Source organism: Pseudonocardia sp. McavD-2-B, assembly GCF_024124365.1.
In the GTDB taxonomy this organism is placed as follows: Bacteria; Actinomycetota; Actinomycetes; order Mycobacteriales; family Pseudonocardiaceae; genus Pseudonocardia; species Pseudonocardia alni.
On record NZ_JAMXSG010000061.1, the window covers coordinates 1 to 23922 of the forward strand.

Annotated in this window: 22 protein-coding genes and 1 pseudogene; 11 read left to right on the plus strand and 12 right to left on the minus strand. The window is 73.1% G+C overall.

All coding sequences use genetic code 11. The annotated features are described in order from the left end of the window. Together NH602_RS10970 and NH602_RS10975 are read left to right on the plus strand one after the other, a co-directional pair. Nucleotides 1-308: pseudogene (locus NH602_RS10970) on the plus strand (hypothetical protein); the annotation flags it as partial. Nucleotides 309-364: 56 nt separating this feature from the next. After that, nucleotides 365-946, plus strand: a complete 582-nt coding sequence (locus tag NH602_RS10975) for a hypothetical protein (protein ID WP_253067765.1) — start codon at nt 365-367, stop codon at nt 944-946. Nucleotides 947-965: 19 nt separating this feature from the next. Here the strand turns inward: NH602_RS10975 and polA are convergent, their stop codons facing one another. Together polA and NH602_RS10985 are read right to left on the minus strand one after the other, a co-directional pair. Then, nucleotides 966-3761 (minus strand): DNA polymerase I, encoded by a 2796-nt coding sequence (gene polA / locus NH602_RS10980; RefSeq protein ID WP_253067766.1) that lies wholly within the window; start codon nt 3759-3761, stop codon nt 966-968. A gap of 89 nt (nt 3762-3850) precedes the next feature. After that, nucleotides 3851-4600 (minus strand): YebC/PmpR family DNA-binding transcriptional regulator, encoded by a 750-nt coding sequence (locus tag NH602_RS10985; RefSeq protein WP_073574650.1) that lies wholly within the window; start codon nt 4598-4600, stop codon nt 3851-3853. Nucleotides 4601-4886: 286 nt separating this feature from the next. Between NH602_RS10985 and NH602_RS10990 the strand changes: the two genes are divergently transcribed. Next, nucleotides 4887-5165: a DUF1490 family protein gene (locus NH602_RS10990; RefSeq protein WP_253067767.1), complete on the plus strand. Its 279-nt coding sequence runs from the start codon at nt 4887-4889 to the stop codon at nt 5163-5165. A gap of 40 nt (nt 5166-5205) precedes the next feature. Next, the gene (locus NH602_RS10995; protein ID WP_100877586.1) at nt 5206-7401 is read left to right on the plus strand and encodes a cation-translocating P-type ATPase; all 2196 of its coding nucleotides are present in this window, start codon (nt 5206-5208) and stop codon (nt 7399-7401) included. On the opposite strand, the gene NH602_RS11000 is transcribed toward NH602_RS10995, so the two are convergent. Continuing rightward, complete coding sequence (locus tag NH602_RS11000) at nt 7344-7835, minus strand: hypothetical protein (RefSeq protein ID WP_253067768.1); 492 nt, start codon at nt 7833-7835, stop codon at nt 7344-7346. The genes NH602_RS10995 and NH602_RS11000 overlap by 58 nt on opposite strands. Before the next feature lie 137 nt (nt 7836-7972). On the opposite strand from NH602_RS11000, the gene NH602_RS11005 reads away from it, so the two are divergent. Both NH602_RS11005 and NH602_RS11010 read left to right on the plus strand, forming a co-directional pair. Further along, on the plus strand, nt 7973-8602 hold the full coding sequence (locus NH602_RS11005) for a TetR/AcrR family transcriptional regulator (RefSeq protein WP_179762621.1): 630 nt from the start codon (nt 7973-7975) through the stop codon (nt 8600-8602). After that, complete coding sequence (locus tag NH602_RS11010; RefSeq protein ID WP_253067769.1) at nt 8599-9780, plus strand: oxygenase MpaB family protein; 1182 nt, start codon at nt 8599-8601, stop codon at nt 9778-9780. The genes NH602_RS11005 and NH602_RS11010 overlap by 4 nt, the downstream gene beginning before the upstream one ends. Nucleotides 9781-10197: 417 nt before the next feature. On the opposite strand, the gene NH602_RS11015 is transcribed toward NH602_RS11010, so the two are convergent. From NH602_RS11015 to NH602_RS11035, 5 genes are all read right to left on the minus strand, one after another. Next, nucleotides 10198-10470, minus strand: a complete 273-nt coding sequence (locus NH602_RS11015; protein WP_253067770.1) for a hypothetical protein — start codon at nt 10468-10470, stop codon at nt 10198-10200. 315 nt (nt 10471-10785) lie between these two features. Further along, nucleotides 10786-11418: a pyridoxal 5'-phosphate synthase glutaminase subunit PdxT gene (gene pdxT, locus NH602_RS11020; protein ID WP_179762618.1), complete on the minus strand. Its 633-nt coding sequence runs from the start codon at nt 11416-11418 to the stop codon at nt 10786-10788. Between the two features lie 53 nt (nt 11419-11471). Further along, nucleotides 11472-12878, minus strand: a complete 1407-nt coding sequence (locus tag NH602_RS11025) for an NAD-dependent malic enzyme (protein ID WP_179762617.1) — start codon at nt 12876-12878, stop codon at nt 11472-11474. Between the two features lie 61 nt (nt 12879-12939). Then, a complete protein-coding gene (locus NH602_RS11030; RefSeq protein ID WP_073574644.1) occupies nt 12940-14214 on the minus strand; it encodes a DUF4032 domain-containing protein in 1275 nt (424 codons plus the stop codon). Further along, nucleotides 14215-15240, minus strand: coding sequence for a LacI family DNA-binding transcriptional regulator (locus NH602_RS11035; RefSeq protein ID WP_253067771.1), 1026 nt, complete (start codon nt 15238-15240; stop codon nt 14215-14217). It abuts the gene before it with no gap. Between the two features lie 227 nt (nt 15241-15467). Between NH602_RS11035 and NH602_RS11040 the strand changes: the two genes are divergently transcribed. From NH602_RS11040 to NH602_RS11055, 4 genes are read left to right on the plus strand one after another with little or no spacing between them, the layout of a single operon-like run. Next, on the plus strand, nt 15468-16763 hold the full coding sequence (locus NH602_RS11040; protein WP_253067772.1) for an extracellular solute-binding protein: 1296 nt from the start codon (nt 15468-15470) through the stop codon (nt 16761-16763). After that, complete coding sequence (locus NH602_RS11045; RefSeq protein ID WP_062395722.1) at nt 16760-17719, plus strand: carbohydrate ABC transporter permease; 960 nt, start codon at nt 16760-16762, stop codon at nt 17717-17719. The genes NH602_RS11040 and NH602_RS11045 overlap by 4 nt, the downstream gene beginning before the upstream one ends. Then, on the plus strand, nt 17719-18552 hold the full coding sequence (locus NH602_RS11050; protein ID WP_073575270.1) for a carbohydrate ABC transporter permease: 834 nt from the start codon (nt 17719-17721) through the stop codon (nt 18550-18552). Before NH602_RS11045 ends, NH602_RS11050 begins: the two co-directional genes overlap by 1 nt. Nucleotides 18553-18585: 33 nt before the next feature. Beyond that, nucleotides 18586-19824: an ABC transporter ATP-binding protein gene (locus NH602_RS11055; RefSeq protein WP_073574641.1), complete on the plus strand. Its 1239-nt coding sequence runs from the start codon at nt 18586-18588 to the stop codon at nt 19822-19824. A gap of 81 nt (nt 19825-19905) precedes the next feature. Here NH602_RS11055 and NH602_RS11060 read toward each other — a convergent pair whose 3' ends face one another. Genes NH602_RS11060 through NH602_RS11070 form a run of 3 tightly spaced genes read right to left on the minus strand, consistent with a single transcriptional unit; the run spans nt 19906 to nt 22405 of the window. Next, nucleotides 19906-21369, minus strand: coding sequence for a DUF2867 domain-containing protein (locus NH602_RS11060; protein ID WP_253067773.1), 1464 nt, complete (start codon nt 21367-21369; stop codon nt 19906-19908). Nucleotides 21370-21422: 53 nt separating this feature from the next. Then, a complete protein-coding gene (locus NH602_RS11065) occupies nt 21423-21731 on the minus strand; it encodes an AzlD domain-containing protein (RefSeq protein ID WP_062395725.1) in 309 nt (102 codons plus the stop codon). Then, on the minus strand, nt 21728-22405 hold the full coding sequence (locus NH602_RS11070; protein WP_073574639.1) for an AzlC family ABC transporter permease: 678 nt from the start codon (nt 22403-22405) through the stop codon (nt 21728-21730). The genes NH602_RS11065 and NH602_RS11070 overlap by 4 nt, the downstream gene beginning before the upstream one ends. Before the next feature lie 54 nt (nt 22406-22459). Here NH602_RS11070 and NH602_RS11075 point away from each other — a divergent pair, with 54 nt between their 5' ends. Further along, complete coding sequence (locus NH602_RS11075; RefSeq protein ID WP_179762612.1) at nt 22460-23020, plus strand: helix-turn-helix domain-containing protein; 561 nt, start codon at nt 22460-22462, stop codon at nt 23018-23020. Here NH602_RS11075 and NH602_RS11080 read toward each other — a convergent pair. Then, on the minus strand, nt 23021-23922 hold a 902-nt coding region (locus tag NH602_RS11080; RefSeq protein ID WP_253067774.1), incomplete at its 5' end, for a glycoside hydrolase family 16 protein. It abuts the gene before it with no gap.

The window sequence follows — 23922 nt, forward strand, 5'->3', positions numbered from 1 at the left end:
ACGCGCTCGCCGCACCGGGCCGCGGCGGTACCGGCGCGCTGTTCGCCCTGGACTCCGGCGACGGGCCGGTCCGCTTCCGCGCGCACCGCGCCGCCGCACCGTGCCGCTGGATGGACACCGAGATCGGCGACGGCGCGTGGGCGGCGCTGCGCGGCCGGGGCGGTGTCCGCTGCGAGCCCCTCGACGACGGCGTGCTCCGCCTCGGGTCGGCCGAGCTGACGATCCTGGAACCGGCGGCAGCCGTACCGCCGGACGCCGGGCACGGACCGTCCGGCGGGATGTCCCCACCGTCCGCCGCGACGACGTAACAGCAGGTGGGAGCAGTGCGACCCTACCGGCGTCGGCCCCGCAGGAGGTGACGCCGATGCCGCTGGTCCCGCACCCCCGCCGCCCCGACGCGCCACCGGCCGTGCCGGCGCAGGCGGGCGTCCTCGTCCACCGGGGTCTGCCCGGGGACCGGGCGACCTGGGCACGCCGGGCAGGCCGGATCGGCGGGCTCCTGGTCGCCCTGGCCGACGCCGAGTCCGGCGGGCTGGAGCTGCCCCCGTCGCTGGCCGGGCGCCGCGCGCTGTGGGCGTGGTCGCGTTCCGTGGAACGCGCGGTCGCCGCGGCGGGCGACGCCGACGAGGTCGTCGTGATCCACACCGACGACGCCGACGTCCTCGCCGCCGCCGGACGCGACCTGGCCGCGGTGCTGCGTCACGAACGCGACACCCGACGCCTCACCGGCCCTCGCGACACCACGGCCGGCGCCACGACCCGCACGCCCGGCCCGACCGGGCGGCTCTGCGCGATCCTGCACACCCAGGCCCGCAGGCAGGACGTCGCGGTGGAGCAGCTCGTCGCCGAGCTGGGCCGCGCCGCCCGGATCCTCGCGCCGGGACACCTGCGTCACCCCTCCGGAGCCGGATACGGCGCCGGCGCACCGGGAGCGGTCCTCGGCTGAGCCCGGGCCGGGGCGCGGGTCAGTGCGCCGCGGCGTCCCAGCTGCGGCCGGACCCGACCGACACCTCCAGCGGCACCGACAGGTCGGCCGCGGCCGCCATCTCGCGGCGCACCAGCGCTTCCAGGGTCTCGCGCTCGCCGTCGGCGACCTCGAGGACGAGCTCGTCGTGCACCTGCAGCAGCATCCGGCTGCGCAACCCCTCGGCCTGCAGCGCCCGGTACACCCCGAGCATCGCGACCTTGATGATGTCCGCCGCGCTGCCCTGGATCGGGGCGTTGAGCGCCATCCGCTCGGCCATCTCCCGACGCTGACGGTTGTCGCTGGTCAGGTCGGGCAGGTAGCGCCGCCGCCCCAGGATGGTGGCGGTGTAGCCGTCCTTGCGGGCCTGGTCGACGACACCTGCGAGGTAGTCGCGCACCCCGCCGAACCCGGCGAAGTAGTCGTCCATCAAGCCCTTGGCCTCCTCGGTGGAGATCCGCAGCTGCCCGGACAGACCGTAGGCCGACAGCCCGTAGGCCAGGCCGTAGTTCATCGCCTTGATCTTGGCGCGCTGCTCGGGCGACACCTCGGCCGCCGCGACGCCGAAGACCCGGGCCGCGGTCTCGGCGTGGAAGTCGTGCTGTGAGCGGAAGGCCTCGATCAGCGCGGCGTCCTCGGACAGGTGGGCCATGATCCGCATCTCGATCTGGCTGTAGTCCGCGGTGAGCAGCTCCGCGTACGGCGCGCCGTCGGGGCCGGATCCGACGACGAACGCGTCCCGGATCCGGCGCCCGGCGGCGGTGCGGATCGGCACGTTCTGCAGGTTCGGGTCGGTCGAGGACAGCCGGCCGGTCGCGGCGATCGTCTGCGAGTACGTGGTGTGGATCCGGCCGTCCTCGGCGACGGACTTCATGAGCCCGTCGACGGTCACCTTGAGCCGGGTCGCGTCGCGGTGCTGCAGCAGGAACTGCAGGAACGGGTGCTCGGTCTGCTCGTAGAGGCTCGCCAGCGCGTCCGCGTCGGTGGTGTAGCCGGTCTTGGTGCGCTTGGTCTTGGGCATCTCCAGCTCGTCGAACAGCACGACCTGCAGCTGCTTGGGCGAGCCGAGGTTGATCTCCTTCCCGATCACCTCGTAGGCCTGCCGCGCGGCCTCGCGGACCTGGGCGCCGAAGTCCGACTCCAGGTCGGACAGGGTCTCGCCGTCGACGGCGATCCCGGCCGCCTCGCAGTCGGCCAGCACGAACGCCAGCGGCAGCTCCAGGTCGGCCAGCAGCTCGCTGCCGCCCCGCTCGGCGAGGTCGGCGTCGAGGGCGTCGGCGAGCTCGGCGATCGCCGAGGCCGCGAGCATCTCCTGCTCCGCGGCCCGGGTGTCGGCCTCCTCCTCACCGCCGAGCAGCGACAGCTGCCCGTCGGCGGGCTCCTCGGTGCGCAGCTCGCGGCGCAGGTAGCGCAGCGCGAGGTCGGCCAGGTCGAACGTCCGCTGCCCGGGCTTGGCGAGGTACGCGGCGAGCGCGGTGTCGCTGGTCAGCCCGCCCAGGGTCCAGCCCCGCGCGCGCAGCGCGTGCAGCACCGCCTTCACGTCGTGCGCGGCCTTCGGCACGGACGCGTCGGCGAGCCAGTCGCCCAGGGCCGCCTCGTCGTCCGGGGTGAGGCCGGTCAGCGCGAGGTAGCCGGCGGCCGGGACACCGGCGGTGGCGCCGGCGGCCCGCTGCTCGACGGTCGGCTCCCCCGTGGCGAGCGCGATCCCGTCGAGGTCGCGCCCGGCGATCGGGCCGGTGACCCCGGCGAAGCTCACCGCGACGCGACGCCCGTCGCGGGCGTGGGCGTCGAGCCAGGCCCGCGCCGCGCCGGGTGCGACGACCTCGCCGGAGACCTCGAAGCCGGACTCGGCCTCGGGCTCGGCGGAGGAGAGGGTGGAGAACAGGCGCTCGCGCAGCACCCGGAACTCCAGCTCGTCGAACAGGCGGTGCACCGCGTCGCGGTCCCAGGGGCGCAGCTCGAGCTCCTCGGGGGCGGCGCCGAGGTCGACGTCGCGCACCAGCTCGGTGAGCTGGCGGTTGAGCAGCACGTTCGCCAGGTTGGCCCGCAGGTTGTCCCCGGCCTTGCCCTTGACCTCGTCGACCCGGTCGGTGAGCTCGGCGAGCGAGCCGAACTCCCGGACCCACTTGGCCGCGGTCTTCTCCCCCACCCCGGGGATGGAGGGCAGGTTGTCCGAGGGGTCGCCGCGCAGCGCCGCGAAGTCCGGGTACTGGGTCGGGGTGAGCCCGTAGCGCTTGTCGACCTCGGCCGGGTCGATCCGGCCGAGGTCGGACACGCCGCGCTTGGGGTACAGGACGGTGATGTCGTCGGTGACCAGCTGGAACGCGTCACGGTCGCCGGTGGTGATGAGCACCTGGTAGCCGTGCCCCTCGGCCTGGGTGGCGAGGGTGGCGATGAGGTCGTCGGCCTCGAACCCGTCGACGGCGAACACCGGGATGTTCAGCGCGGCCAGGACCTCCTTGATGAGGTCGATCTGGCCGCGGAAGTCGTCCGGCGTCGACGAGCGGTTCGCCTTGTACTCGGCGTAGCGCTCGGAACGGAAGGTCTTACGCGACACGTCGAAGGCGACCGCGAGGTGGGTCGGCTCCTCGTCACGCAGCAGGTTGATCAGCATCGAGGTGAAGCCGTAGACCGCGTTCGTGGTCTGCCCGGTACCCGTGCGGAAGTTCTCCGCGGGCAGCGCGAAGAACGCCCGGTAGGCCAGGGAGTGGCCGTCGAGCAGCAACAGGCGCGGCTTCACCGGTGCCTTCTTCTTCGCCGAGGCCGACTTCTGGGTGCCCTGCGTCGCTGTGCTCATCGGCGGCGAGTCTAGAACCGACCCCCGACAGCGAACGCGGCCGCGCCCCTGGTGGGGACGCGGCCGCGTACGGACCTGCCGGGGCGACCTCAGCCGACCTCGGCCATGACCTCGTCGGAGACGTCGAAGTTGGCGTAGACGTTCTGGACCTCGTCGGAGTCCTCGAGCGCCTCGATCAGCTTGAAGACCTTCTTCGCACCGTCGGCGTCCAGCTCGACCTGCATCGACGGCACGAAGACCGCCTCCGCGGAGTCGTAGTCGATGTCGTTCTGCTGGAGCGCGGTCCGCACCGCGACGACGTCGGTCGGCTCGGAGACGACCTCCCAGCTCTCGCCGAGGTCGTTCACCTCCTCGGCACCCGCGTCGAGGACGGCCATCAGCACGTCGTCCTCGGACAGCTCGGCCTTCGGCAGCACCACGACGCCCTTGCGCTGGAACAGGTACGCCACCGACCCCGGGTCGGCCATGGTGCCGCCGTTGCGGGTCATCGCCGTCCGGACCTCGGTCGCCGCCCGGTTCCGGTTGTCGGACAGGCATTCGACCAGCACCGCGACCCCGTTCGGGCCGTAGCCCTCGTAGGTGATCGTCTGGTACTCGGCGCCTCCGGCGTCGGCACCCGAACCACGCTTGACCGCACGGTCGATGTTGTCGTTCGGGACCGAGCTCTTCTTCGCCTTCTGGATGGCGTCGTAGAGCGTCGGGTTGCCGTCGGGGTCACCGCCGCCGGTCCGGGCCGCGACCTCGATGTTCTTGATCAGCTTGGCGAACATCTTGCCGCGGCGGGCGTCGATCACGGCCTTCTTGTGCTTGGTCGTCGCCCACTTGGAGTGACCGCTCATCGGCTCGTCTGCCCACCTCTCGTGCTCGCACCGCGCACGCGACGCGCGGTGAGGGGCAGGTCCGACGCCCCGCAGCGCGAGCTGCGGTCGGGCCGACCTGCGGGAACTCGTCAATGTTACCGACGACGCGGCTCCCCGCCGGGCCGGGCCCGCGCACGCCCCCCGTCACCGACACATGCAAGATCGACTATGCTTCGCCACCACGTCCCGCCGGGAACCCGGCGCGGACTACGCTGACAACCGTTATCGGCACCTGCACCGGGCGCCGGTCGCGAGAGGAGCGCACGTGTTCGGAGCAGTGGCAGGCAAGGCCGTGGGGCTCGTCGTGAGCGGGCTGGCCGGCGCGGTCGCCTACGACGGCGTCAAGAAGGTCGCGCGCTCCGGCGCCGTCCGCGAGGCCGCCGTCTCGATGACCACCTGGGGCCTCAAGGGCGCCCGTGCCGCCGAGACCGGCGCCGAGAAGGCCCGGCTGGCCACCGCCGACATCGTCGCCGAGGCCCGCGGCCGCATCGGCGAGGAGGCCCCCGCCCCGGGCCACGGCCACGGGCACGGCCACGAGCACTGATCCCGGCCCTCCGGGCACGACGAGCGAGACGAGCGAGACCGTGAGCACCGACACCGCCGGCCCGGACGCCACCGTCCTCAGCGACGCCGCGGGCCGCATCCGCTTCGCCGTCCCGGCCCTGCGCGGGCGGACCGCGCTGGCCGTGGCCGTCGAGGACGAGCTGGACCACGTCGGCGGGGTGCGGCAGGTGCACGCCTACCCGCGCACCGGCAACGTCGTCGTCTGGTACCGCCCGGGCTGCGACCGGGTCGAACTCGTCGAGGCCATCGGCAAGGGTCTGGGCGCCGAGCCCGAGGCCACCGCGGCCCGCACCCCTCGCTCGGCCGACCAGCACAACGGGGAACTGGCCCGGCTGGTCGTCGGCGGGGTCGCGCTCGCCGCACTCGGCTTCCGCCGCTACGCGCTGCGCCGCCCGCCGCTGCTCGGGCCGGCCAGCCGCACCGTCGCCACCGGCGTCACGATCTTCACCGGCTACCCGTTCCTGCGCGGCGCGCTCCGCTCGCTGGCCGGCGGGAAGGGCGCGGGCACCGATGCTCTCGTGTCCGCGGCGACCGTCGCCAGTCTCGTGCTGCGCGAGAACGTCGTCGCGCTGACCGTGCTGTGGCTGCTCAACATCGGCGAGTACCTGCAGGACCTGACGCTGCGCCGCTCCCGGCGCGCGATCTCCGAGCTCCTCACCGGCGCCACCACCCGTACCTGGACCCGGCTGGCCGGCGGCACCGAGATCGAGATCGACATCGCCGACCTGTCGGTGGGCGACGAGGTCGTGGTGCACGAGCGGATCGTGCTCCCGGTCGACGGCGAGGTCGTCGACGGGGAGGGCGTGGTCGACCAGGCCGCGATCACCGGCGAGCAGCTGCCCGTCTCGGTCGCCCCCGGGGCCGTTCTGCACGCCGGGTCGGTGCTGCTGCGCGGCCGGATCGTCGTGCGCGCCACCGCCGTCGGGCAGGACACCGCGATCGGGCGGATCATCGACCGGGTCGAGCAGGCCCAGGGTGACCGGGCCCCGATCCAGACCGTCGGCGAGAACTTCTCCCGCCGGTTCGTGCCGGCCTCGTTCCTGCTCTCGGCGCTGACCCTGGTCGTCACCCGCGACGTGCGGCGCGCGATGACGATGCTGCTCATCGCCTGCCCGTGCGCGGTCGGCCTGTCCACCCCGACGGCGATCTCCGCGGCGATCGGCAACGGCGCGCGGCGCGGCATCCTCATCAAGGGCGGCGCGCACCTCGAGGCGGCCGGCCGGGTCGACGCGGTGGTGTTCGACAAGACCGGCACGCTCACCCAGGGCCGCCCGGTCGTCACCAACGTCATCTCCTTCCACGACGACTGGGCGCCCGAGCAGGTCCTGGCCTACGCCGCGTCCTCGGAGATCCACTCCCGGCACCCGCTGGCACAGGCGGTCATCCGCTCCACCGAGGAGCGGCGGATCGAGATCCCGCCGCACGAGGAGTGCGAGGTCCTGCTCGGCCAGGGCATGCGGGTCCAGGCCGACGGCCGGGTACTGCTCATCGGCTCACGCGACCTGCTCCGCGCCCAGGGCGTCACGGTCCCGCGCAAGGCCGCGGACTGGGTGCGGCGACTGCAGAAGGCCTCGGAGACGCCCCTGCTGCTCGCCGTCGACGGCGCGCTGGTCGGCCTGGTCTCGCTGCGCGACACCGTGCGGACCGAGGCCCGCGACGTGCTGGAACGGCTGCGTGCCGACGGCGTCACCCGGATCGTCATGCTCACCGGCGACCACCCGCAGACCGCGAAGGCCGTCGCCGAGGAGCTCGGCATCACCGAGTACCGCGCCGAGGTCATGCCCGAGCAGAAGCAGGACGTGGTCCGGGCGCTGCAGGCCGAGGGCCACACCGTCGCGATGATCGGCGACGGCACGAACGACGCCCCCGCGCTGGCGCTGGCCGACATCGGGATCGCGATGGGCGTGGCCGGGACCGACGTGGCGGTCGAGACCGCGGACGTCGCGCTGGCCGCCGACGACCTCAACGCGCTGCTCGACCTGCGCGACCTGGGGCGGCGATCGATCACCCTGATCCGGCAGAACTACGGCATGTCGATCGCGGTGAACGCGGCCGGGCTGCTGGTCTCCGCCGGCGGGGCGATGTCACCGGTGGTCGCGGCGATCCTGCACAACGCCTCCAGCGTCGCGGTCGTCGCGAACAGCTCCCGGCTGATCCGCTACCGGATCCCCGCAGGCGTGGCGACGACCGTCGTCGAGGGTGAGGTCGTCCGGTAGAAGGCCCGCGCGGCGGGGTGGAACAGCAGCACGACGGCGCCGACCACCTCGGCCACGTGCAGACCGCGCAGCGCCGCCGCGACGAGCTCGGGCGCGGTCGCGGACACCAGGAACAGCCCGACCGAGCCCCCGTCGGTGAGGGCGCGCACCGGTTCGACGACCAGTGAGGCAGTCCCGAGCACACCGAGCACGCCGAGGACAATCCACCGGTACACGCCGTGCCCGGAGCGCAGCTGCAGCACGACCACGCCCAGGACCAGGTAGATCCCGGCGCGGACGGCCAGCTCGCCGGTCGTGGGCGGCACCGGTGCGGCCAGCCGGACCAGGGACTCGGCGAGCCCGGCCAGGATGGCGCCGAGCCACAGCGCGACGCTGAGGTCCACCGCGGAGGGCAGGACGGGGCGCGACCCGCTGGGCACGACGGTGGTGGTCATGCTCTCCAGGGTCCCCGCGCCGGGCCGGCCGGCCCACACGGCGCTCCCCCGCGTGGACCTGGGGTAAACCCCACCCCCGCACCCGACCGGACGAACCGGGTGTCCCGTACCCGACAATCTGTACTAGCGTACGAATTGTGGACGGCCGACACACCCGCAGCGCACGGACCCGCGCGGCCCTGCTCGACGCCGCCATCGAGATCATCTGCACCCGGGGCGTCACGGCGGTGACCCAGCGCGCCGTCGCCGCCCGGGCGGGGACCTCGCTCGCCTCGACGACGTACCACTTCCGCACCGCGGACGACCTGCTCGTCGCCGCGTTCGAGGCGACGAGCAGCCGGACCATCGCCGACATGCGCCGGACCGCGCGCGAGGCGGCCGAGCGGGGGTCGGGGATCGTCGACGCGGCCATGGCCGTCGTGGCGCGCGCCCCCTACGGCGACCGCCTGCCACCGGACGGGGTGGTCCAGCTGACCCTCAGCGCGATCCACAACCCGCGGCTGCGCCCGATCGCCGAGGCGTTCGTCGAGGAGCTGGCCGCCCTGTTCATCCCGCTGACCACCACTCCGGACACCGCGCGCACCCTCGCGCGCTCGCTGTCCGGGCTGATCCTGCACGAGATGGCGCGCGGCGCCGACGCCCCCACGCCGACCATGCGCGCCGACGTCACCCGTCTGTTCGCCGCGTTCGGCGTCCCCGACCACCCGTCGACCGGCCGGCCGCAGGCCGACCCGGCACACCACCACGAGGATCTGGAGCCAGGATGACCGTCACCGCCGCATGGCCGACCGGCCGGTCGAGCCGGTCCGCCGTGCTCGCCCAGTTCGGCGAGACCCGTGCCGACCTGATGCAGTGGGCCCTGACCACCGGCGACCCCCTCGCCGACGCCGTCGTCGACGAGATGCACGAGCTCGGGATGTCCACGGCGCGGCCGCTGCTCGTGCGCGGGATCCGGGACGGCCTCGACGCCCTCGACGACCCGCCGCCCGCACTCGCGGCGCTCCTGCGGCAGACCGAGACGCCGCCCGCCTACGTCGACGACGAGCTGCTCGACGACCTCCCCCTGCCCTGGTTCAGCTCGCCCACCCCGGTGCACATCCTCTCCCTCAGCGCGGGAGCCCTCGTCCGGGTCTACGAGTCACCGTCGATCGCGAAGGTGCTGTCCACCACCGGCCGCCTCGTCGACCGGGCCGACAAGCGGCTCACCGAGACCGGGACCTGGCTGACCCAGGCGATGCTGCCGGGGAACCTGCGCCGCGGGCGGCCCGGATACGTCGCGACCCTCGACGTCCGCATGCTGCACGCCCACATGCGCAGGCTCGCCCTCGACCGCGGGTACGACAGCACCGCCGACGGCGTCCCGATCAACCAGGTCGACCTCGGGCGGACGTGGATGGACTTCACCCTGACCTCGTTCGTCGCGGAGGAACAGTTCGGGTTCGACCTCACCGGGCGGGAGCTCGCCGGCCTCTACCGCTACTGGTGGTACGTCGGGCACCTGCTCGGCATCGACGCCCGGCTCGTCGAGGGGATCACCGGCCACGACGCTGCCCGCCGGATCGACGACGTGCTGCAGACCGTGACCGGACCCGTCTCCGACGACTCCGCCCGTCTGGCCGCCGCGACCCTCGATTCGATCTCGGTCCTGCTCCGGGACCTGTTCGGTCTCCCGCCGCGGCTGTCCCGCCCCGCCCTCGACGCGATCACCCGTCGCATCCACGGCCCGGGGATGAGCCAGGACCTGCGGATCCGCCCCGCCCCGGTCGCCGACGCCCTGCTCACCCCGGCCGTCACCGGGCTCCGGCAGGCCCGCGCGTGGCGCCGGCGCTCGCCCGAGCGGTGGCGCTCGACCATCGACTCGACCGTGGCCGCCGAACGCGAGCGGACGGCCGCCGCCGCCGCACCCACCGCCTACCAGCGCGGCGCCACCGGCTCGACCGACTGACCTGCCGGTGTGCCGGCGGGCCGGTGAGGTGATGGAGGCGTGGGCCCCGCGCCTTCTTCTCGGCTGCGGTCGACGCCGTTCCGCGTTCTGCGGCGAGGTGGGGCGGCCGGACCGCGGTCCCGCGAGAGCGGCCCCGGCCGCCCCGGTGCGGTTCGGCGCGGGACTCGACCGTGCACCGCACCCCGGCCGGGTGCCCGCTGGCGGCGCGACTAATCGCTGAGCCAGGGCCGGCGAGCGGGACCGGTGACGGACCTTCCGCGCAGGAGCTGACCGATGCCGCGGTGACGAGATCCTGGCCGATTCTGCGGCGGGGAGGGACGTCCGCCCCGGCCATACCCCGGGACAGACGCACGGCCCGCCCCGCGACACCTCCGGGGGCGGGCCGTCGTCGTCCGCGGTGCTGCTGGTCGGTCGAGGTCAGTACCGCAGGTTGTAGAGCGACCAGCTGGTCTCCTGGCTCTGGGTCGGGTTCCCGTTGGAGATGCAGCGGTACTCCGAGGTATCGGGCGCGGCCCGGTAAGCCCCGATGGCTGCCTCGCACGCACCCCTGTTCGCGTAGGTGGCGATGTAGTACCAGGTCGGGGAGTGGACAGGGGCCGCGGGAGCCGCGGCAGCGACACCCGCACCGACCGACGTCAGCGTGGCGACCCCGAGTGCCAACCCGATCATCGTGGACCTGAGAACACGCATCGCCCTACTCCTTCTGGTTCGCGATCATGGACCAGACGGACGTTAGGAGGATTCCCTCGGGACCCCTCCCGAGCTCAGCTCTCCGCCGCCGAGGGCTCCCGGGTCGTCACGAGCGACCGGTTCCGCACCACCGTGCCGGTCGTCCTCCACGGCCGTCGCGGTGACGCTGCTCGGGGTCGGTCCCCGATCTCCGGCGACGTGAGGGGCGGACACACCCCGCCGCCGCGCTCGCCGGGGATCACCCCGTCGCGCTCGGACGCGGCAGCTCGGGTGGCCGCCCGGCGCCATGTCGTCCGGTGGCGGCCCGGCGCCGCGTCATCCGATGGCGGCCCGCACCATGTCGACGAACAGCCCGTGCACCCGCCTGTCCCCGGTCAGCTCGGGGTGGAACGACGTGGCGAGCACCGGGCCCTGTCGGACCGCGACCGCCCGCCCGGCCGCCTCGCCCGCGTCGGCACCGTTGCTGGTGACGTCCGGGACCGAGGCGAGCACCTCGACGTCGCCGCCGGTCTTCTCGACCCACGGCGCCCGGATGAACACCGCGTGCACCGGGTCGCCGGTGAGACCGGCGAACTCCAGGTCGGTCTCGAAGGAGTCGACCTGCCTGCCGAAGGCGTTGCGCCGCACGACGACGTCGAGCCCGCCGAGCTGGTGCTGGTCGGGTCGTCCGTCCAGGATCTCGTCGGCCAGCAGGATCATGCCGGCGCACGAGCCGTAGGCGGGCAGGCCGTCGCGCAGCCGGGCGCGCAGCGGCTCCAGCAGCTCGAAGGTGTCGAGCAACTTCGACACCGTGGTGGACTCCCCGCCCGGCAGGACGATGCCGTCCACGGCGGCCAGCTCGGCGGGCCGGCGCACCGGTACCGCCGTCGCGCCGACCGCCGTCAGCGCGGCGACGTGTTCACGGACGTTGCCCTGCAGGGCGAGCACACCGACGGTCGGGGAGGACATGGGATCGAGGGTAACCCCGCTCCACCTGCGCCGACCCGGACCGTCGGCGTGATTCAGCCCGCCTCGACCTCGCCACGCCTGGCCTGCTTGGACGCCGCGGTACGGAGCGCCTCCGCGACGGCCGGGGCCACGCTCTGGTCGAACACGCTCGGCACGATGAACGACGGGTTCGGCTCGGCGACGACGTCGGCGATCGCCTCGGCCGCGGCGAGCATCATCTCGTCGGTGATGTCGTGCGCCTGGGCGTCGAGCAGACCGCGGAACACACCGGGGAACGCGAGCACGTTGTTGATCTGGTTCGGGTAGTCCGACCGGCCGGTCGCGACGACGGCGGCGTGGCGCATCGCCAGCGTCGGGTCGACCTCGGGGTCCGGGTTGGCCAGTGCGAACACGATCGAGTCGTCGTTCATCGTCCGCAGCTCGTCCGCGCCGAACAGGTTCGGGGCGCTGACCCCGATGAAGACGTCGGCCCCGACGAGCGCGTCGGCCAGGGTGCCCTGCTTGCCGTCCTTGTTGGTCTGCGCGGCGATCGAGACGAGGTTGTCGTCCATCCCCTCGCGTCCGGTGTGGACGATGCCGTCCACGTCGACCGCGACGACGTCGGCGGTCTGCTCCGAGCCGAGCAGCCGGATGATCGCCGAGCCGGCCGCGCCGACGCCGCAGACGACGACGCGGATGTCGGAGAACTTCTTGCCGACCACGCGCAGCGCGTTGCGCAGGGCGCCGAGGACGACGACGGCGGTGCCGTGCTGGTCGTCGTGGAAGACCGGGATGTCGAGCAGCTCGCGCAGCCGGCGCTCGATCTCGAAGCAGCGCGGCGCGGCGATGTCCTCCAGGTTGATGCCGCCGTAGCCGGGGGCGATCAGCTGGACGGTGCGGATGATCTCCTCGGTGTCCTGGGTGTCGAGGCAGACCGGCCAGGCGTCGACTCCTGCGAACTGCTTGAACAGCGCCGCCTTGCCCTCCATCACCGGCATCGCCGCGGCGGCGCCGATGTTGCCCAGGCCGAGCACCGCGGACCCGTCGGTGACGACGGCGACGGTGTTGCGCTTGATCGTCAGGCGCCGGGCGTCGGACGGGTTCTCCGCGATCGCCATCGACACCCGCGCGACGCCCGGGGTGTAGGCGCGCGACAGGTCGTCACGGGTGCGGAGGTTCACCTTGGACCGCACCTCGATCTTGCCGCCGAGGTGGAGCAGGAAGGTCCGGTCCGAGACCTTGCGGACCGAGAAGCCCTCGAGCTGCTCGATGGCGGTCTTGATCTCCTCGACGTGCTCGGTGTTGCGGGCGTTGACCGAGATGTCGACGACGAGACTCTCGGTGCGCGCCTCGACGACGTCGAAGGCGGTGACGACGCCACCGACCTGGCCGACGGCGGCGGTGAGGTCACCGGCCGAGGTGGGGTGGGCGGGGGCGTCGACGCGTGCGGTGATGGCGTAACCGGGACCGGGAATGGACACGGCCCGGAACAGTACCGCCGGGAGTGTGGTTACCGTGGCGTCAACGATGTGACGACGCGCGTCACCGCTCGTCGGCGTCGTCCGCGGGGATCCGCGGCAGCGGCCCGGTGGGGGCGTCGGCGACGGCCATCTTGGCCGCCGAGTCGGTCGGGGCGTGCCCGCCGAGGGCGGCCAGCGCGGTCTCGTTGCCGACGTCGGCGCCGGCCCGTTCGGACAACAGCCAGCGCACCTCCAGCAGGTCGCAGTACGCCTGCACCGGATCGCCGGCACCGCCGAGCGCGGCGTGCGCGCGGGCCGATCCGGGCTCGAGGCAGTGGTCGATCCAGCTGCGGGCGGCCGCGCGCTCCGACACCTCCTGACCGGTGCGGCGCTGCATCCAGTCGCGGTGGGCGTTGAGGTCGCCGAGCAGGATCCGGGCCTGGCCCTCCCCCACGCCGACACCGGTCAGCCTGCGCAGCGTCTCGGAGTGGTAGTTGCGGTCGCCGACGGCGATGTGCAGCCGCGACCGGCCGTCGCCGATCGGGAGCAGGGACACCTCGTCGACGGCGAAGCCCAGGTCGTTGAGCTCGCGGATGGCGCCCTCGACGCGGTAGCGGTCGCCGAAGGCGAAGACCGGCGAGGTGTGCAGCGCCTCCCACAGCTCCCGGTAGCGCTCGGGCAGGGCGGTCGCCTCGTCGATGAGCTGCGGGATCATCTCCGGCGGGCGCTCCAGCGAGGTCGCGAGGTCGATCATCCCGGCGGCGATGTTCTCGACCAGGATCGTCACGTCGTGCTCGCGCTGACCGTCGGACAGGCCGTCCGGGTGCACTTCGCTGGTCTCGGCGTCGACGAGAAAGGCCTGCAGGGTCTGCCCGTCGCGGGTGAACAGGGTGTTGTTGAGCGAGCAGTCCCCCCAGAACACGCCGTGCCGGTGCAGCTCGACCAGCAGCGAGATCATCGCGTCGAACAGCCGGGCGCGGTGCCGCGGCCGGTTCGGGGGCAGCCGCAGGAACAGCCTGCGGTACTGCCAGGACCCGGCGAGGTAGCGGGTCACCAGGATCGCGGTCTCGTGCGCCGGCTGGTTCACCAGCCCGGCCGGGCGGACCGCGGGCAGGCACTGGTGCTCGAGGCGCCGCAGCACGTCGTACTCGCGACGGGCGATCCGCTCCGGCATGTCCTTGAGCGCCCACAGTGCACCGTCGGCCTCGACGAAACGGACGAGGTGCCGGCTGGGCCCGACCTCCATGTCGCGCAGCGGGACCCGCATCTCGTCCCACCGTTCCAGCGGCTCGTTCCAGGGCAGCGCGATCAGCTCGGGGCCGGGGGCCCGCAGCACCAGCTCCGGCGGAGCGTCCATTCAGGACACCCCCCGCACGCCGCGGGCCGGTGGGGCGGTGGAGCCGCGGATGACCAGCCGGGTCGGCAGGGTCGCGACCGGCTCGACCGGCTCGCCGGCCAGCGTCGCCAGCGCCATCCGGGCCGCGACGGCACCCTGCTCGGCCGCCGGCTGGGCCACGGTGGACAGATCGGTCAGCGCGGCCAGCGGGTGGTCGTCGATACCGATGACCGACACGTCGCCGGGCACCGCGAGCCCGGCCCGGCGCAGCGTGCCGACGGCGCCGAGGGCGACCTCGTCGGTGTGGGCGTAGACCGCCGTCGGCGGGTCGGACAGCCCGAGCAGCTCCCCCATCGCCCGCGCCCCGCCCTCCGGGCTCCAGGGCACGCTCACCGTCAGGGCGGGGTCGTGTGCCACGCCGGCGTCGGCGAGCGCCGTCCGGTAGGCGGCGGCACGACCCTCGGGCTGGCCCGGGTCGAGCTCCGGGTCGGTGGTGACGATCATCCCGATCCTCCGGTGTCCGAGGTGGAGCAGGTGGTCGACGGCCTGGCGACCGGCGACGTACTCGTCGATCGACACCGAGGGGTGGTTGCCGATCCGGGTCCCCGCCGACACGATGCCGACGCCGATCCGCTCCAGCCGGGCGCGCTCGGCGTCGTCGACCCCGAACCCCAGCAGCACGACGGCGTCGGCCCGCCGGCGGGCGGGCAGCTCGGCGAAGAACGCGCGCCGGGCCGCGGCGTCGCCCAGGTGGTAGAGCAGCACGTCGCGCCCGGCCTCGCGCACCACGTCGGACAGCCCCTCCAGCGCCGCCCCGAACCACCACCGCGACAGGTGCGGGACGACGACGGCGATCCGCCCCGTGGTGCCCCGCGCGAGGCCGGAGGCATCCGGGCTGACGACGTACTCCAGGGCGCGCGCGGCCTCCCACACGCGGGCGCGGGTGGCCTCGGCGACGTGGGGGTGATCGCTGAGCGCGCGTGACGCGGTGGCCGGTGAGACCTTGGCCAGCCGGGCCACGTCGGCCAGGTTGACCGGTTCGGGCACGACACATGTATGCCCAAAGCTGGAAGCGATTGCAAGAGCGGATGTTATCCGACTGCGCTGGACCATCGCCTGTCGATCAGTAAGGATCGTCGGCTACCAGCCTGACCGATGTGAGTCTTGACACTCCTGAGTGAAAGGCTCACAGTCTCGGTTGGAAACGCTTCCAACGTCGCCGGCGAGCGACAGGACACAGCAGCGGTATCGGACACGGGAGTTCGGAGTTGACCATGCGTCGCACACGGTGGAGGAGGACGCTGGCCGCCGGTGCGGCCACCGTCGCCCTCGCCCTGCTGGCGGGCTGCGGAGGCGCACCCGCGGGCCCGCCGGTCCTCAACTGGTACATCAACCCCGACGACGGAGGGCAGGCGGAGATCGCCCAGCGCTGCTCGGCGGCGTCGAACGGGCAGTACCGGATCGCGGTGTCGGTGCTGCCGCGCCAGTCCGCGGAGCAGCGTCAGCAGCTGATCCGCCGGCTCGCGGCCAACGACAGCTCGATCGACATCATGTCCATCGACCCGCCCTACATCCCCGAGTTCGCCGAGGCGAAGTTCCTGGCCCCGGTGCCCGAGGAGGTCGCGCAGCGGACCACCGCCGGGATCGTGAACTCCGCGAAGGAGGGCGCGAGCTGGAACGGCGAGCTGGTCACAGTGCCGTTCTGGGCCAACACCCAGCTGCTCTGGTACCGCAAGTCGCAGGTCGCCGGCACCGGGCTGGACCTGTCGAAGCCGGTCACCTGGGACCAGGTCGTCGCGACCGCGCAGGCCAAGAACTCGATCATCGCCGCGCAGGGCATCCGCGCGGAGTCGCTGACCGTCTGGCTGAACGCGCTGGTCGAGGGCGGCGGCGGGCAGATCGTCACCAACGCCTCGCCGCAGGACCCCGACGGCGTCCAGCTCGGCCTGGACTCCCCCGCCGCGACGAAGGCTGCCGAGATCATGAAGGCGGTCTCGGCCGTCGGCGGTCCCGGCTTCTCGACCAACTCCGAGGACGAGAACTCCAACGCCTTCCAGTCCGGTGACGCGATGTTCCAGGTGAACTGGCCGTTCGTGTGGGGCAAGGTCAACAGCGCCGTCGAGGAGGGGACCGTCCCGCAGTCCACGCCGGACGACTTCGGCTGGGCGCTCTACCCGCAGACCGAGGCCGGCAGGCCCTCGGCCCCGCCCTACGGCGGCATCAACCTCGGCGTCGGCGCGTTCAGCAAGCACACCGACCTGGCCTACCAGGCCACCGAGTGCATCACCTCGACCGAGAACCAGAAGCAGTACTTCCTCACCAACGGCAACCCGGCCGCCCGGATCTCGGTGTTCACCGACCCGGACGTGGTGAAGAAGTTCCCGATGGCCCCGGTCATCGCGCAGTCGCTGCAGCAGGCCAAGCCGCGCCCGCAGACGGCGTACTACAGCGAAGTCTCCGAGTCCATCCAGCGCACCTACCACCCGACCGCGGGCATCGACCCGCCGACCGTCGGCCCCGCGACCGCCGCGCTGATCAAGGCGGTCCTCGCCAAGGAGGAGCTGCTGTGACCACGACGACCGAGCGGCCCGGGACCGGGACCGGGGCCTCCCCGGCCCCGCGCGGTGCCAGTGACCGCAGCCGGGCCGAGCAGAAGCTCGGCTGGTACCTCGCGGGCCCGGCGTTCGCCGTGATGCTGCTGGTGACGGCCTACCCGATCATCCAGGCCGTCTACTACTCGCTGTTCGACTACCGGCTGACCGACCCGGACAACATCTCCTTCGTCGGCCTGAAGAACTACGCGGTCATCCTCACCGACTCGATCTGGTGGACCTCCTTCGGCGTCACGGTGTTCATCACCGTGGTCACCGTCGCGGTCGAGCTGGTGCTGGGCTTCCTGCTGGCGCTGGTCATGATGAACGCCCTCAAGGCGATCCGGCCGGTGCTGCGCGCCGCGATCCTGATCCCCTACGCGGTCATCACGGTCGTGTCGGCGTTCGCCTGGCAGTACGCGTTCTCCCTCGACTCGGGCTTCGTGAACTCCTGGTTCGGCTGGCTGCCCGGGATCTCGGCCGACACCGACTGGTTCGGCTCGACCGGCTCGTCGCTGTTCGTGATCTGCCTGGCCGAGATCTGGAAGACCACCCCGTTCATCTCGCTGCTGCTGCTCGCGGGTCTGGCCCAGGTGCCCGACGTGCTGCAGGAGGCCGCCCGCGTCGACGGCGCGACCTGGTGGCAGCGGATGTGGAAGGTCACCCTCCCGAACATGAAGGCGGCGATCATGGTCGCCCTGCTGTTCCGGACCCTGGACGCGTTCCGCGTGTTCGACTCGGTGTTCGTGATGACGGCCGGGGCGAACAGCACCGAGACGGTGTCGTTCCTGGCCTACCGCCAGACCATCGCCCGCGTCGAGATCGGGCTCGGCTCCGCGGTGTCGGTGCTGCTGTTCCTGTCCGTCGTGATCATCTGCATCGGGTTCATCAAGGGGTTCAAGGTCGACCTGTCCCAGGCCCGAGGGGAGAAGTGATGTCCACCCGCGAGAGAGTCCTCTGGATCGTCGCCGGCATCGCGATCGTCGTCTACGCCCTGTTCCCGGTGGGCTGGATCGTGTCGCTGTCGCTGAAGTCGAGCGACGACATCGCCAACAAGCAGTTCCTGCCGACCTCGGTGTCGTGGGACAACTACTCCCAGATCCTCGTCGGGGACGCGGCCGGGCTGTTCCTGCCCGCGCTGCGCAACTCCTTCGGCATCTGCATCATCGCGACGTTCCTGGCGTGCGTGCTGTCGATGTTCGCCGCCTACGCGATCGCCCGGCTCGACTTCCGGGGCAAGAAGCTGATCCTGTCGACCGCGCTGGCGGTGGCGATCTTCCCGGTCATCTCGATCGTGACGCCGCTGTTCAACCTGTGGCGCCAGATCGGGCTCTACGACACCTGGCCCGGCCTGATCATCCCCTACCTGTCGCTGACCCTGCCGCTGTCGATCTGGACCATGTCGGCGTTCTTCCGCGAGATCCCGTGGGAGATGGAGCAGGCCGCGCAGGTCGACGGCGCCACCACCTGGCAGGCGTTCCGCAAGGTGATCGTCCCGCTGGCGACGCCCGGGGTGTTCACCACCGCGATCCTGGCGTTCTTCATCGCCTGGAACGACTTCGCCTACGGCATCTCGCTGACCTCGACCGGCGCGTCCCGCCCGGTCCCGGCCGCGCTGGGCCTGTTCTCCGGGGCCTCGCAGTTCGAGTCGCCGAACGGCCCGATCGCCGCCGCCGCGGTGATCGTGACCATCCCCGTCGTCGTGCTCGTCCTGCTGTTCCAGCGGCGCATCGTCGCCGGTCTGACCAACGGCGCCGTCAAGGGCTGACACCCCGTACACAGAGAGAGGAACCGACCGGCCATGGCGTCGATCGAGATGAAGAACATCGTCAAGAAGTACGGGGACGGCTTCCCGGCCGTGAACGACGTGAGCATGGACATCGCCGACGGCGAGTTCATGATCCTCGTCGGCCCGTCCGGCTGCGGGAAGTCGACGCTGCTGCGGATGATCGTCGGTCTGGAGGACATCACCTCCGGCGACATGGTCATCGCCGGCAGCCGCGTCAACGACAAGGCCCCGCGGGACCGCAACCTGTCCATGGTGTTCCAGAACTACGCGCTCTACCCGCACCTGTCGGTCTTCGAGAACATCGCGTTCCCGCTGCGTCTGGCCAAGGCGCCCGAGGACGAGATCACGCAGAAGGTCGACACCGCGGCGAAGGTCCTGGAGCTGCAGGAGCACCTGCAGCGCAAGCCCGCGAACCTGTCCGGCGGTCAGCGCCAGCGGGTCGCGATGGGCCGTGCCATCGTCCGTGACGCCGACGCGTTCCTGTTCGACGAGCCGCTGTCCAACCTGGACGCGAAGCTGCGCGGGCAGATGCGCACCGAGATCGCCCGCCTGCAGCGCCGCCTCGGTATCACCACCGTCTACGTCACACACGACCAGACCGAGGCGATGACCCTCGGCGATCGGGTCTGTGTCCTGCGCAAGGGCGTCATCCAGCAGGTCGCCTCGCCGCGCGAGCTCTACGAGCAGCCGGTCAACCTGTTCGTCGCCGGGTTCATCGGGTCGCCGCCGATGAACTTCCTGCCCGCGACCGTGGCCGGGAACCGGCTGGAGACGCCGTTCGGCCCGATCGAGCTCGACGCCGCGCGCGCCGAGAAGGTCGCCGGTCGCGAGCTGGTGCTGGTCGGCATCCGGCCGGAGTACTTCGAGGACGCGTCACTGGTCGACGAGGCCAAGAAGCACGTCGGGTCGACCTTCACCGCGAAGGTCGACGTGACCGAGTGGCTGGGCGACTCGCAGTACGCCTACATCCCCTACGAGGCCCCGGCCGAGGTGGAGACCAAGCTCAAGGAGCTGTCGCGGGAGCTCGACGCCGATCAGCTGCGTACGCAGGCGATCGTGTCGATCGACTCGACCAGCCGGATCCGGGAGGGCCGCGACGCCGAGTTCTGGCTGGACGCGCGGAAGATCCACGTGTTCGACCCGGAGTCGGGCGAGAACCTCACCCGCGACCCCGAGGCCGGCGCCGAGCTGACGCGGCTCGCGGCCGAGGACCGCGCCGAGCAGGTGGCGCAGGCCCGCAGCCGGGGCTGACCCGCCGCCCCCGCCGCCCCCAGGGGAACTCTCGTGGCTTAGAGCGCTACGAGAGTTCCCCTGGGGGGCACCCCGGAGGGGTCAGAGGGCGCGGACGTCGCGCCGGTAGCGGGTCTCGGCGACCCCGGCGAGGGTCCGCGCCATCACGGCGAACACGAAGCGCTGCGACGGGTAGGCCGCCAGCCATCCCAGCCGCCCGGCCATCCCGCGTGGGATGAACCGCAGGGTCTGGGTGTAGCGGCTGGTCAGCCGGTCGGTCGGGGTGACGGCGAGCTCGAGCCGGGCGTCGCCGGGGAGCCGGTCCGCGGCGCGCAGGACCAGCCGCCGCCCCGGTTCGACGGTCTCGACGGTCCAGCGGTCCAGGGGCTCACCCGGGAGGAGCCGGGCCGGGCCGTCGCCGTGCCGGCGCGGGACGACACCGGGCCCACCGGCGAGGACGTCGAGGTGGCCGGTCAGCGTCGCGACGCCCGGGACGGTGTACCAGCCGTGCGGGCCGCCGAGTGTCTCGATCACCGACCAGACGGCGCGGGCGGGAGCGGCGACGTCGTGGGTGTCGGTCGTCGACCACTCCAGCGGACCGGTGCCGGGCGGGTCGGAGGGCCCCGGCCCGGCCGCGCCGACGCCGTCGAGGGCGCGGCGGACCGCCGTGCGGTACGGGGTCCGGCCGCCGGGCGGGGTGCCGATGAGCGCGTCGAGGGCCGCGAGGTCGTCGGGGTCGGCCACCAGCTCGTGCCGCATGGACTCGACCAGCGGCTCGGCCAGCCCGCGGCCGACCGGGGTGAGCGCGGCGACGGCGCGGGCGGTGAGCCGCGGCGCGGACAGCGGGACGGGCACCGGGAACGGCCGCAGCAGTCCTGCCTCGGCGGCGAACTCGCTCATCAGGGACCGGTAGGTGTGCACGTCGGGACCGCCGACGTCGAACGCCCGGCCCACCCCGGCGGGCAGGTCGAGGCAGCCGACGAGGTCGTACAGCACGTCGTCGACGGCGATCGGTTGGATCCGGTTCCAGGCGCGGTCGGGCAGCGGCAGGACCAGCGGACCGCCCATCGCGGTCTCGGTGAGGTGCCGGATCATCTCGAAGCTGGCCGAGCCGGTGCCGACGACGATCCCGGCCCGCAGCACGGCGGCCGGGACGGGCCCGGCGAGCAGGATGTCCCCGACCTCGCGGCGCGAGGACAGGTGCTGCGACACCCGCCGGGTGCCGGCCTCGGGCTGCAGCCCGCCCAGGTAGACGATGCGGCGTACACCGGCCGCGGCGGCGCCGTCGGCCAGCGCGTGCGCGGCGGTGCGGTCGCGGTCGGCGTAGCCGGGGCCGTCCATGGCGTGCACCAGGTGGACGACGGCGTCGACACCCTCGCAGGCCCGGCGCACGTCGGCCGGTTCCCGGGCGTCGCCACGGACCGCGTCGACCGCCTCCCCCCACGGGTGCGCGGCCAGCTTGCCCGGGGTGCGGGCGAGCACCCGGACGTCGTGGCCGGCGTCGAGCAGGCGCGGGACGAGCCGGGAGCCGACGTAGCCGGTGGCGCCGAGGACGAGCACGTGCATGGGTCGATCCTCGCGGTCCCCGGCGCGGGGCGCGCGCCGGGGTGACGACCGGCTCAGGCGATCCCGGCCAGCCGCAGCCCGGCCGTCGTCGCCGCGGCGAGGACGACGACCAGCACGAACGGCACCCGCAGCAGCAGCGCACCGGCGGCCACGGCGACCCCGGCCGGGCGGGCCCAGCCGGCGAACCCGGCCCCCTCGAACCAGGTGCCGGTCGCGACGAGCGCGACGAGCAGCCCGACCGCGCCCAGCTCGACCAGGCGCACGGTGCGCGGGGACAGGGCGACCCGGTCGTGCAGGACCAGCGGCAGCAGCCGCATGAGGTAGGTCCCGCCGGCGAGGACGAGCAGCGCGGCGACGGTCACGGCTGCTCCCCCCTGGTGCGGCCGGCCGCACCGACGCCGAGCAGGCCGGCCAGCACGGGCAGGCCCGCGGGCAGGAACGGCGCGCAGGCCAGCGACAGGGTGGCGGCGGCCGCGCCGACCCGACGGGCGTCGACCCGGCGCAGCATCGGGACGAGCATGGCCAGCAGCGCGGCCGGGAAGGCGGCGTCGAGCCCGAACGCGGCCGGGTCCGGCACGCTCGCCCCGAGCACCAGACCGGCCGCGGTGCCGAGCTGCCAGCAGAGGTACTTCGCGACGCCGAGGATGCGGAACGCGCGCCATCCCCGCCCGGGGACGTCGGTACGGGCCAGCACGAACGCCGTCGACTCGTCGGTGACGACGTGCGCCGCGGGCAGCCGCGCCCAGCCCCCGCCCAGGTGACGGGCCAGGGCCAGGCCGAACGGCAGGTGCCGCAGGTTGAGCACCAGCCCCGCGGCGACGGCGGCCCACACACCGCCCCCGGCGGCCAGCACTCCGGTGACGAGCAGCTGGGCGCCGCCCGCGAACACGAGCAGCGACATCGCCATCGTCATGGCCGGGGACAACCCGGCGGCCGGCGCGAGCGCGCCGAAGGAGACCCCGACGACGGCGACGGCCACCGAGATGGTGACGGCGTCGCGGACGTCCCCGCGGGTCGTTCGCTGTATCGAACGCATGCCCGATACAGTGAACAACAGCGGCTGTGTTCGTCAAGCCGAACGAGGAGACCGATGAATCGAACGCCTGAGCCACCGCTCGCGACGATCGCGGCGGCCATCCGCCGGGAACGGGAGCGCCTCGGCATCTCCTCGGCCGAGCTCGCCCGCCGGGCGGGCATCGCGAAGTCGACGTTGTCGCAGCTGGAGGCGGGGACCGGCAACCCGAGTGTGGAGACGCTCTGGGCGATCGCGGTCGTCGCCGGGGTCCCGTTCAGCGCGCTGGTGGAGCCGCCGTCGTCGACGGTGCGGGTGGTGCGGTTCGCCGACCGTCCCGCGATCCGGTCGGAGGAGGCCGCCTACACCGGAGCACTGCTGTCCCCGTGCCCACCGGGGGCGCGCCGCGACCTGCACCTGGCCACCTGCGAGCCGGGGCCGCCCCGGGCCGCCGACGCGCACTCCCCCGGCACCGTCGAGCACGTGGTGGTGTCGGCGGGCCGGTGGGTGATCGGGCCGGAGGGCGAGGAGGTCGAGCTGGACCCGGGGGACCATCTGACGTTCCCCGCCGACCGCCCGCACTCCTACCGCGCGCTCACCCCGGGCGCGACCGCGGTGATGGTCATGGAGTACCGCTGATCACGTGCCGCTCGCACCGCGGGTCGCCGAGCCGGGCTCCCGGTCCGGACCGCCCTCGGTGATGCGGTGCAGCAGTCCGTCGAGGAGCCCCTCGTCGTTGCCGCCCGCGTCGCCGGAGCCGTCCCCGCCCTTCTCGGACTCGGGCAGGGCGTACTGGCGGACCCAGTCGACCTGCATCTCCGAGGGCTTCACGTCACCGCCGCCCTTGGGGAACCAGTCGAGCTGGATCGTCAGGTGCATCGGCCCGGGAGGCAGGACCGAGGTGTCGTCGGTGTGCCACCACTGCTTGCCGTCGACGAAGGCGGTCACACCCTTCGGCGTCCACTCGACCGCCCAGTTGTGCCACTGGGTCGCGTCGATGTCGACCGAGCCCTGGACCTGGGAGTTGTCCTCGCCGTAGTGCAGGAACAGGTTGGTCTTCTGCCGGGTGTGGTCGGTCATCTCCATGAAGTCGATCTCACCGCCGACCGGGAAGTTCTCGGCAGTGGGCCAGAGCAGCAGCAGCGCGTTGTACGACGGGTCCGACGCGGGTGCCCGCACCCGGCCCTCCCAGCGGCCGTACTTCTGGCTGCCGTCGGACCAGGCCATGCCGCCGGTGGTGCCGTCGGCGTCGCCGTCGATGGTGAGCAGGCCGTCCTTCACCGAGATCGCCGACGGGGAACGGGCCCCCTTGCCGGCGTGACCGGGTCCGTCGTAGGGGCTCCAGCCCGTGAGGGCGTCGCCGTCGAAGTCGTCGACCTTGGTGGGCTCACCCCAGCCGTGCGCGACGGCGGCGGTGGTCGCCGCGCCCGGGTAGGCCGGGGCCGCCGGGGCTGCCGGGGCTGCCGGGGCTGTGCAGTCCACGGGGGCGGGGGTCGCACCGGGGGCCGGTCCGTCGGCCGGGGTGGTCGCGGCGCCACCGG

Bases quoted from the DNA above. Each gene is read 5' to 3' on its own strand.
- NH602_RS10975 (WP_253067765.1), top strand. From the start codon at position 365: ATGCCGCTGGTCCCGCACCCCCGCCGCCCCGACGCGCCACCGGCCGTG.
- polA (WP_253067766.1), bottom strand. From the start codon at position 3,761: ATGAGCACAGCGACGCAGGGCACCCAGAAGTCGGCCTCGGCGAAGAAG.
- NH602_RS10985 (WP_073574650.1), bottom strand. From the start codon at position 4,600: ATGAGCGGTCACTCCAAGTGGGCGACGACCAAGCACAAGAAGGCCGTG.
- NH602_RS11000 (WP_253067768.1), bottom strand. From the start codon at position 7,835: ATGACCACCACCGTCGTGCCCAGCGGGTCGCGCCCCGTCCTGCCCTCC.
- NH602_RS11010 (WP_253067769.1), top strand. From the start codon at position 8,599: ATGACCGTCACCGCCGCATGGCCGACCGGCCGGTCGAGCCGGTCCGCC.
- NH602_RS11015 (WP_253067770.1), bottom strand. From the start codon at position 10,470: ATGCGTGTTCTCAGGTCCACGATGATCGGGTTGGCACTCGGGGTCGCC.
- pdxT (WP_179762618.1), bottom strand. From the start codon at position 11,418: ATGTCCTCCCCGACCGTCGGTGTGCTCGCCCTGCAGGGCAACGTCCGT.
- NH602_RS11030 (WP_073574644.1), bottom strand. From the start codon at position 14,214: ATGGACGCTCCGCCGGAGCTGGTGCTGCGGGCCCCCGGCCCCGAGCTG.
- NH602_RS11040 (WP_253067772.1), top strand. From the start codon at position 15,468: ATGCGTCGCACACGGTGGAGGAGGACGCTGGCCGCCGGTGCGGCCACC.
- NH602_RS11050 (WP_073575270.1), top strand. From the start codon at position 17,719: ATGTCCACCCGCGAGAGAGTCCTCTGGATCGTCGCCGGCATCGCGATC.
- NH602_RS11055 (WP_073574641.1), top strand. From the start codon at position 18,586: ATGGCGTCGATCGAGATGAAGAACATCGTCAAGAAGTACGGGGACGGC.
- NH602_RS11060 (WP_253067773.1), bottom strand. From the start codon at position 21,369: ATGCACGTGCTCGTCCTCGGCGCCACCGGCTACGTCGGCTCCCGGCTC.
- NH602_RS11070 (WP_073574639.1), bottom strand. From the start codon at position 22,405: ATGCGTTCGATACAGCGAACGACCCGCGGGGACGTCCGCGACGCCGTC.
- NH602_RS11075 (WP_179762612.1), top strand. From the start codon at position 22,460: ATGAATCGAACGCCTGAGCCACCGCTCGCGACGATCGCGGCGGCCATC.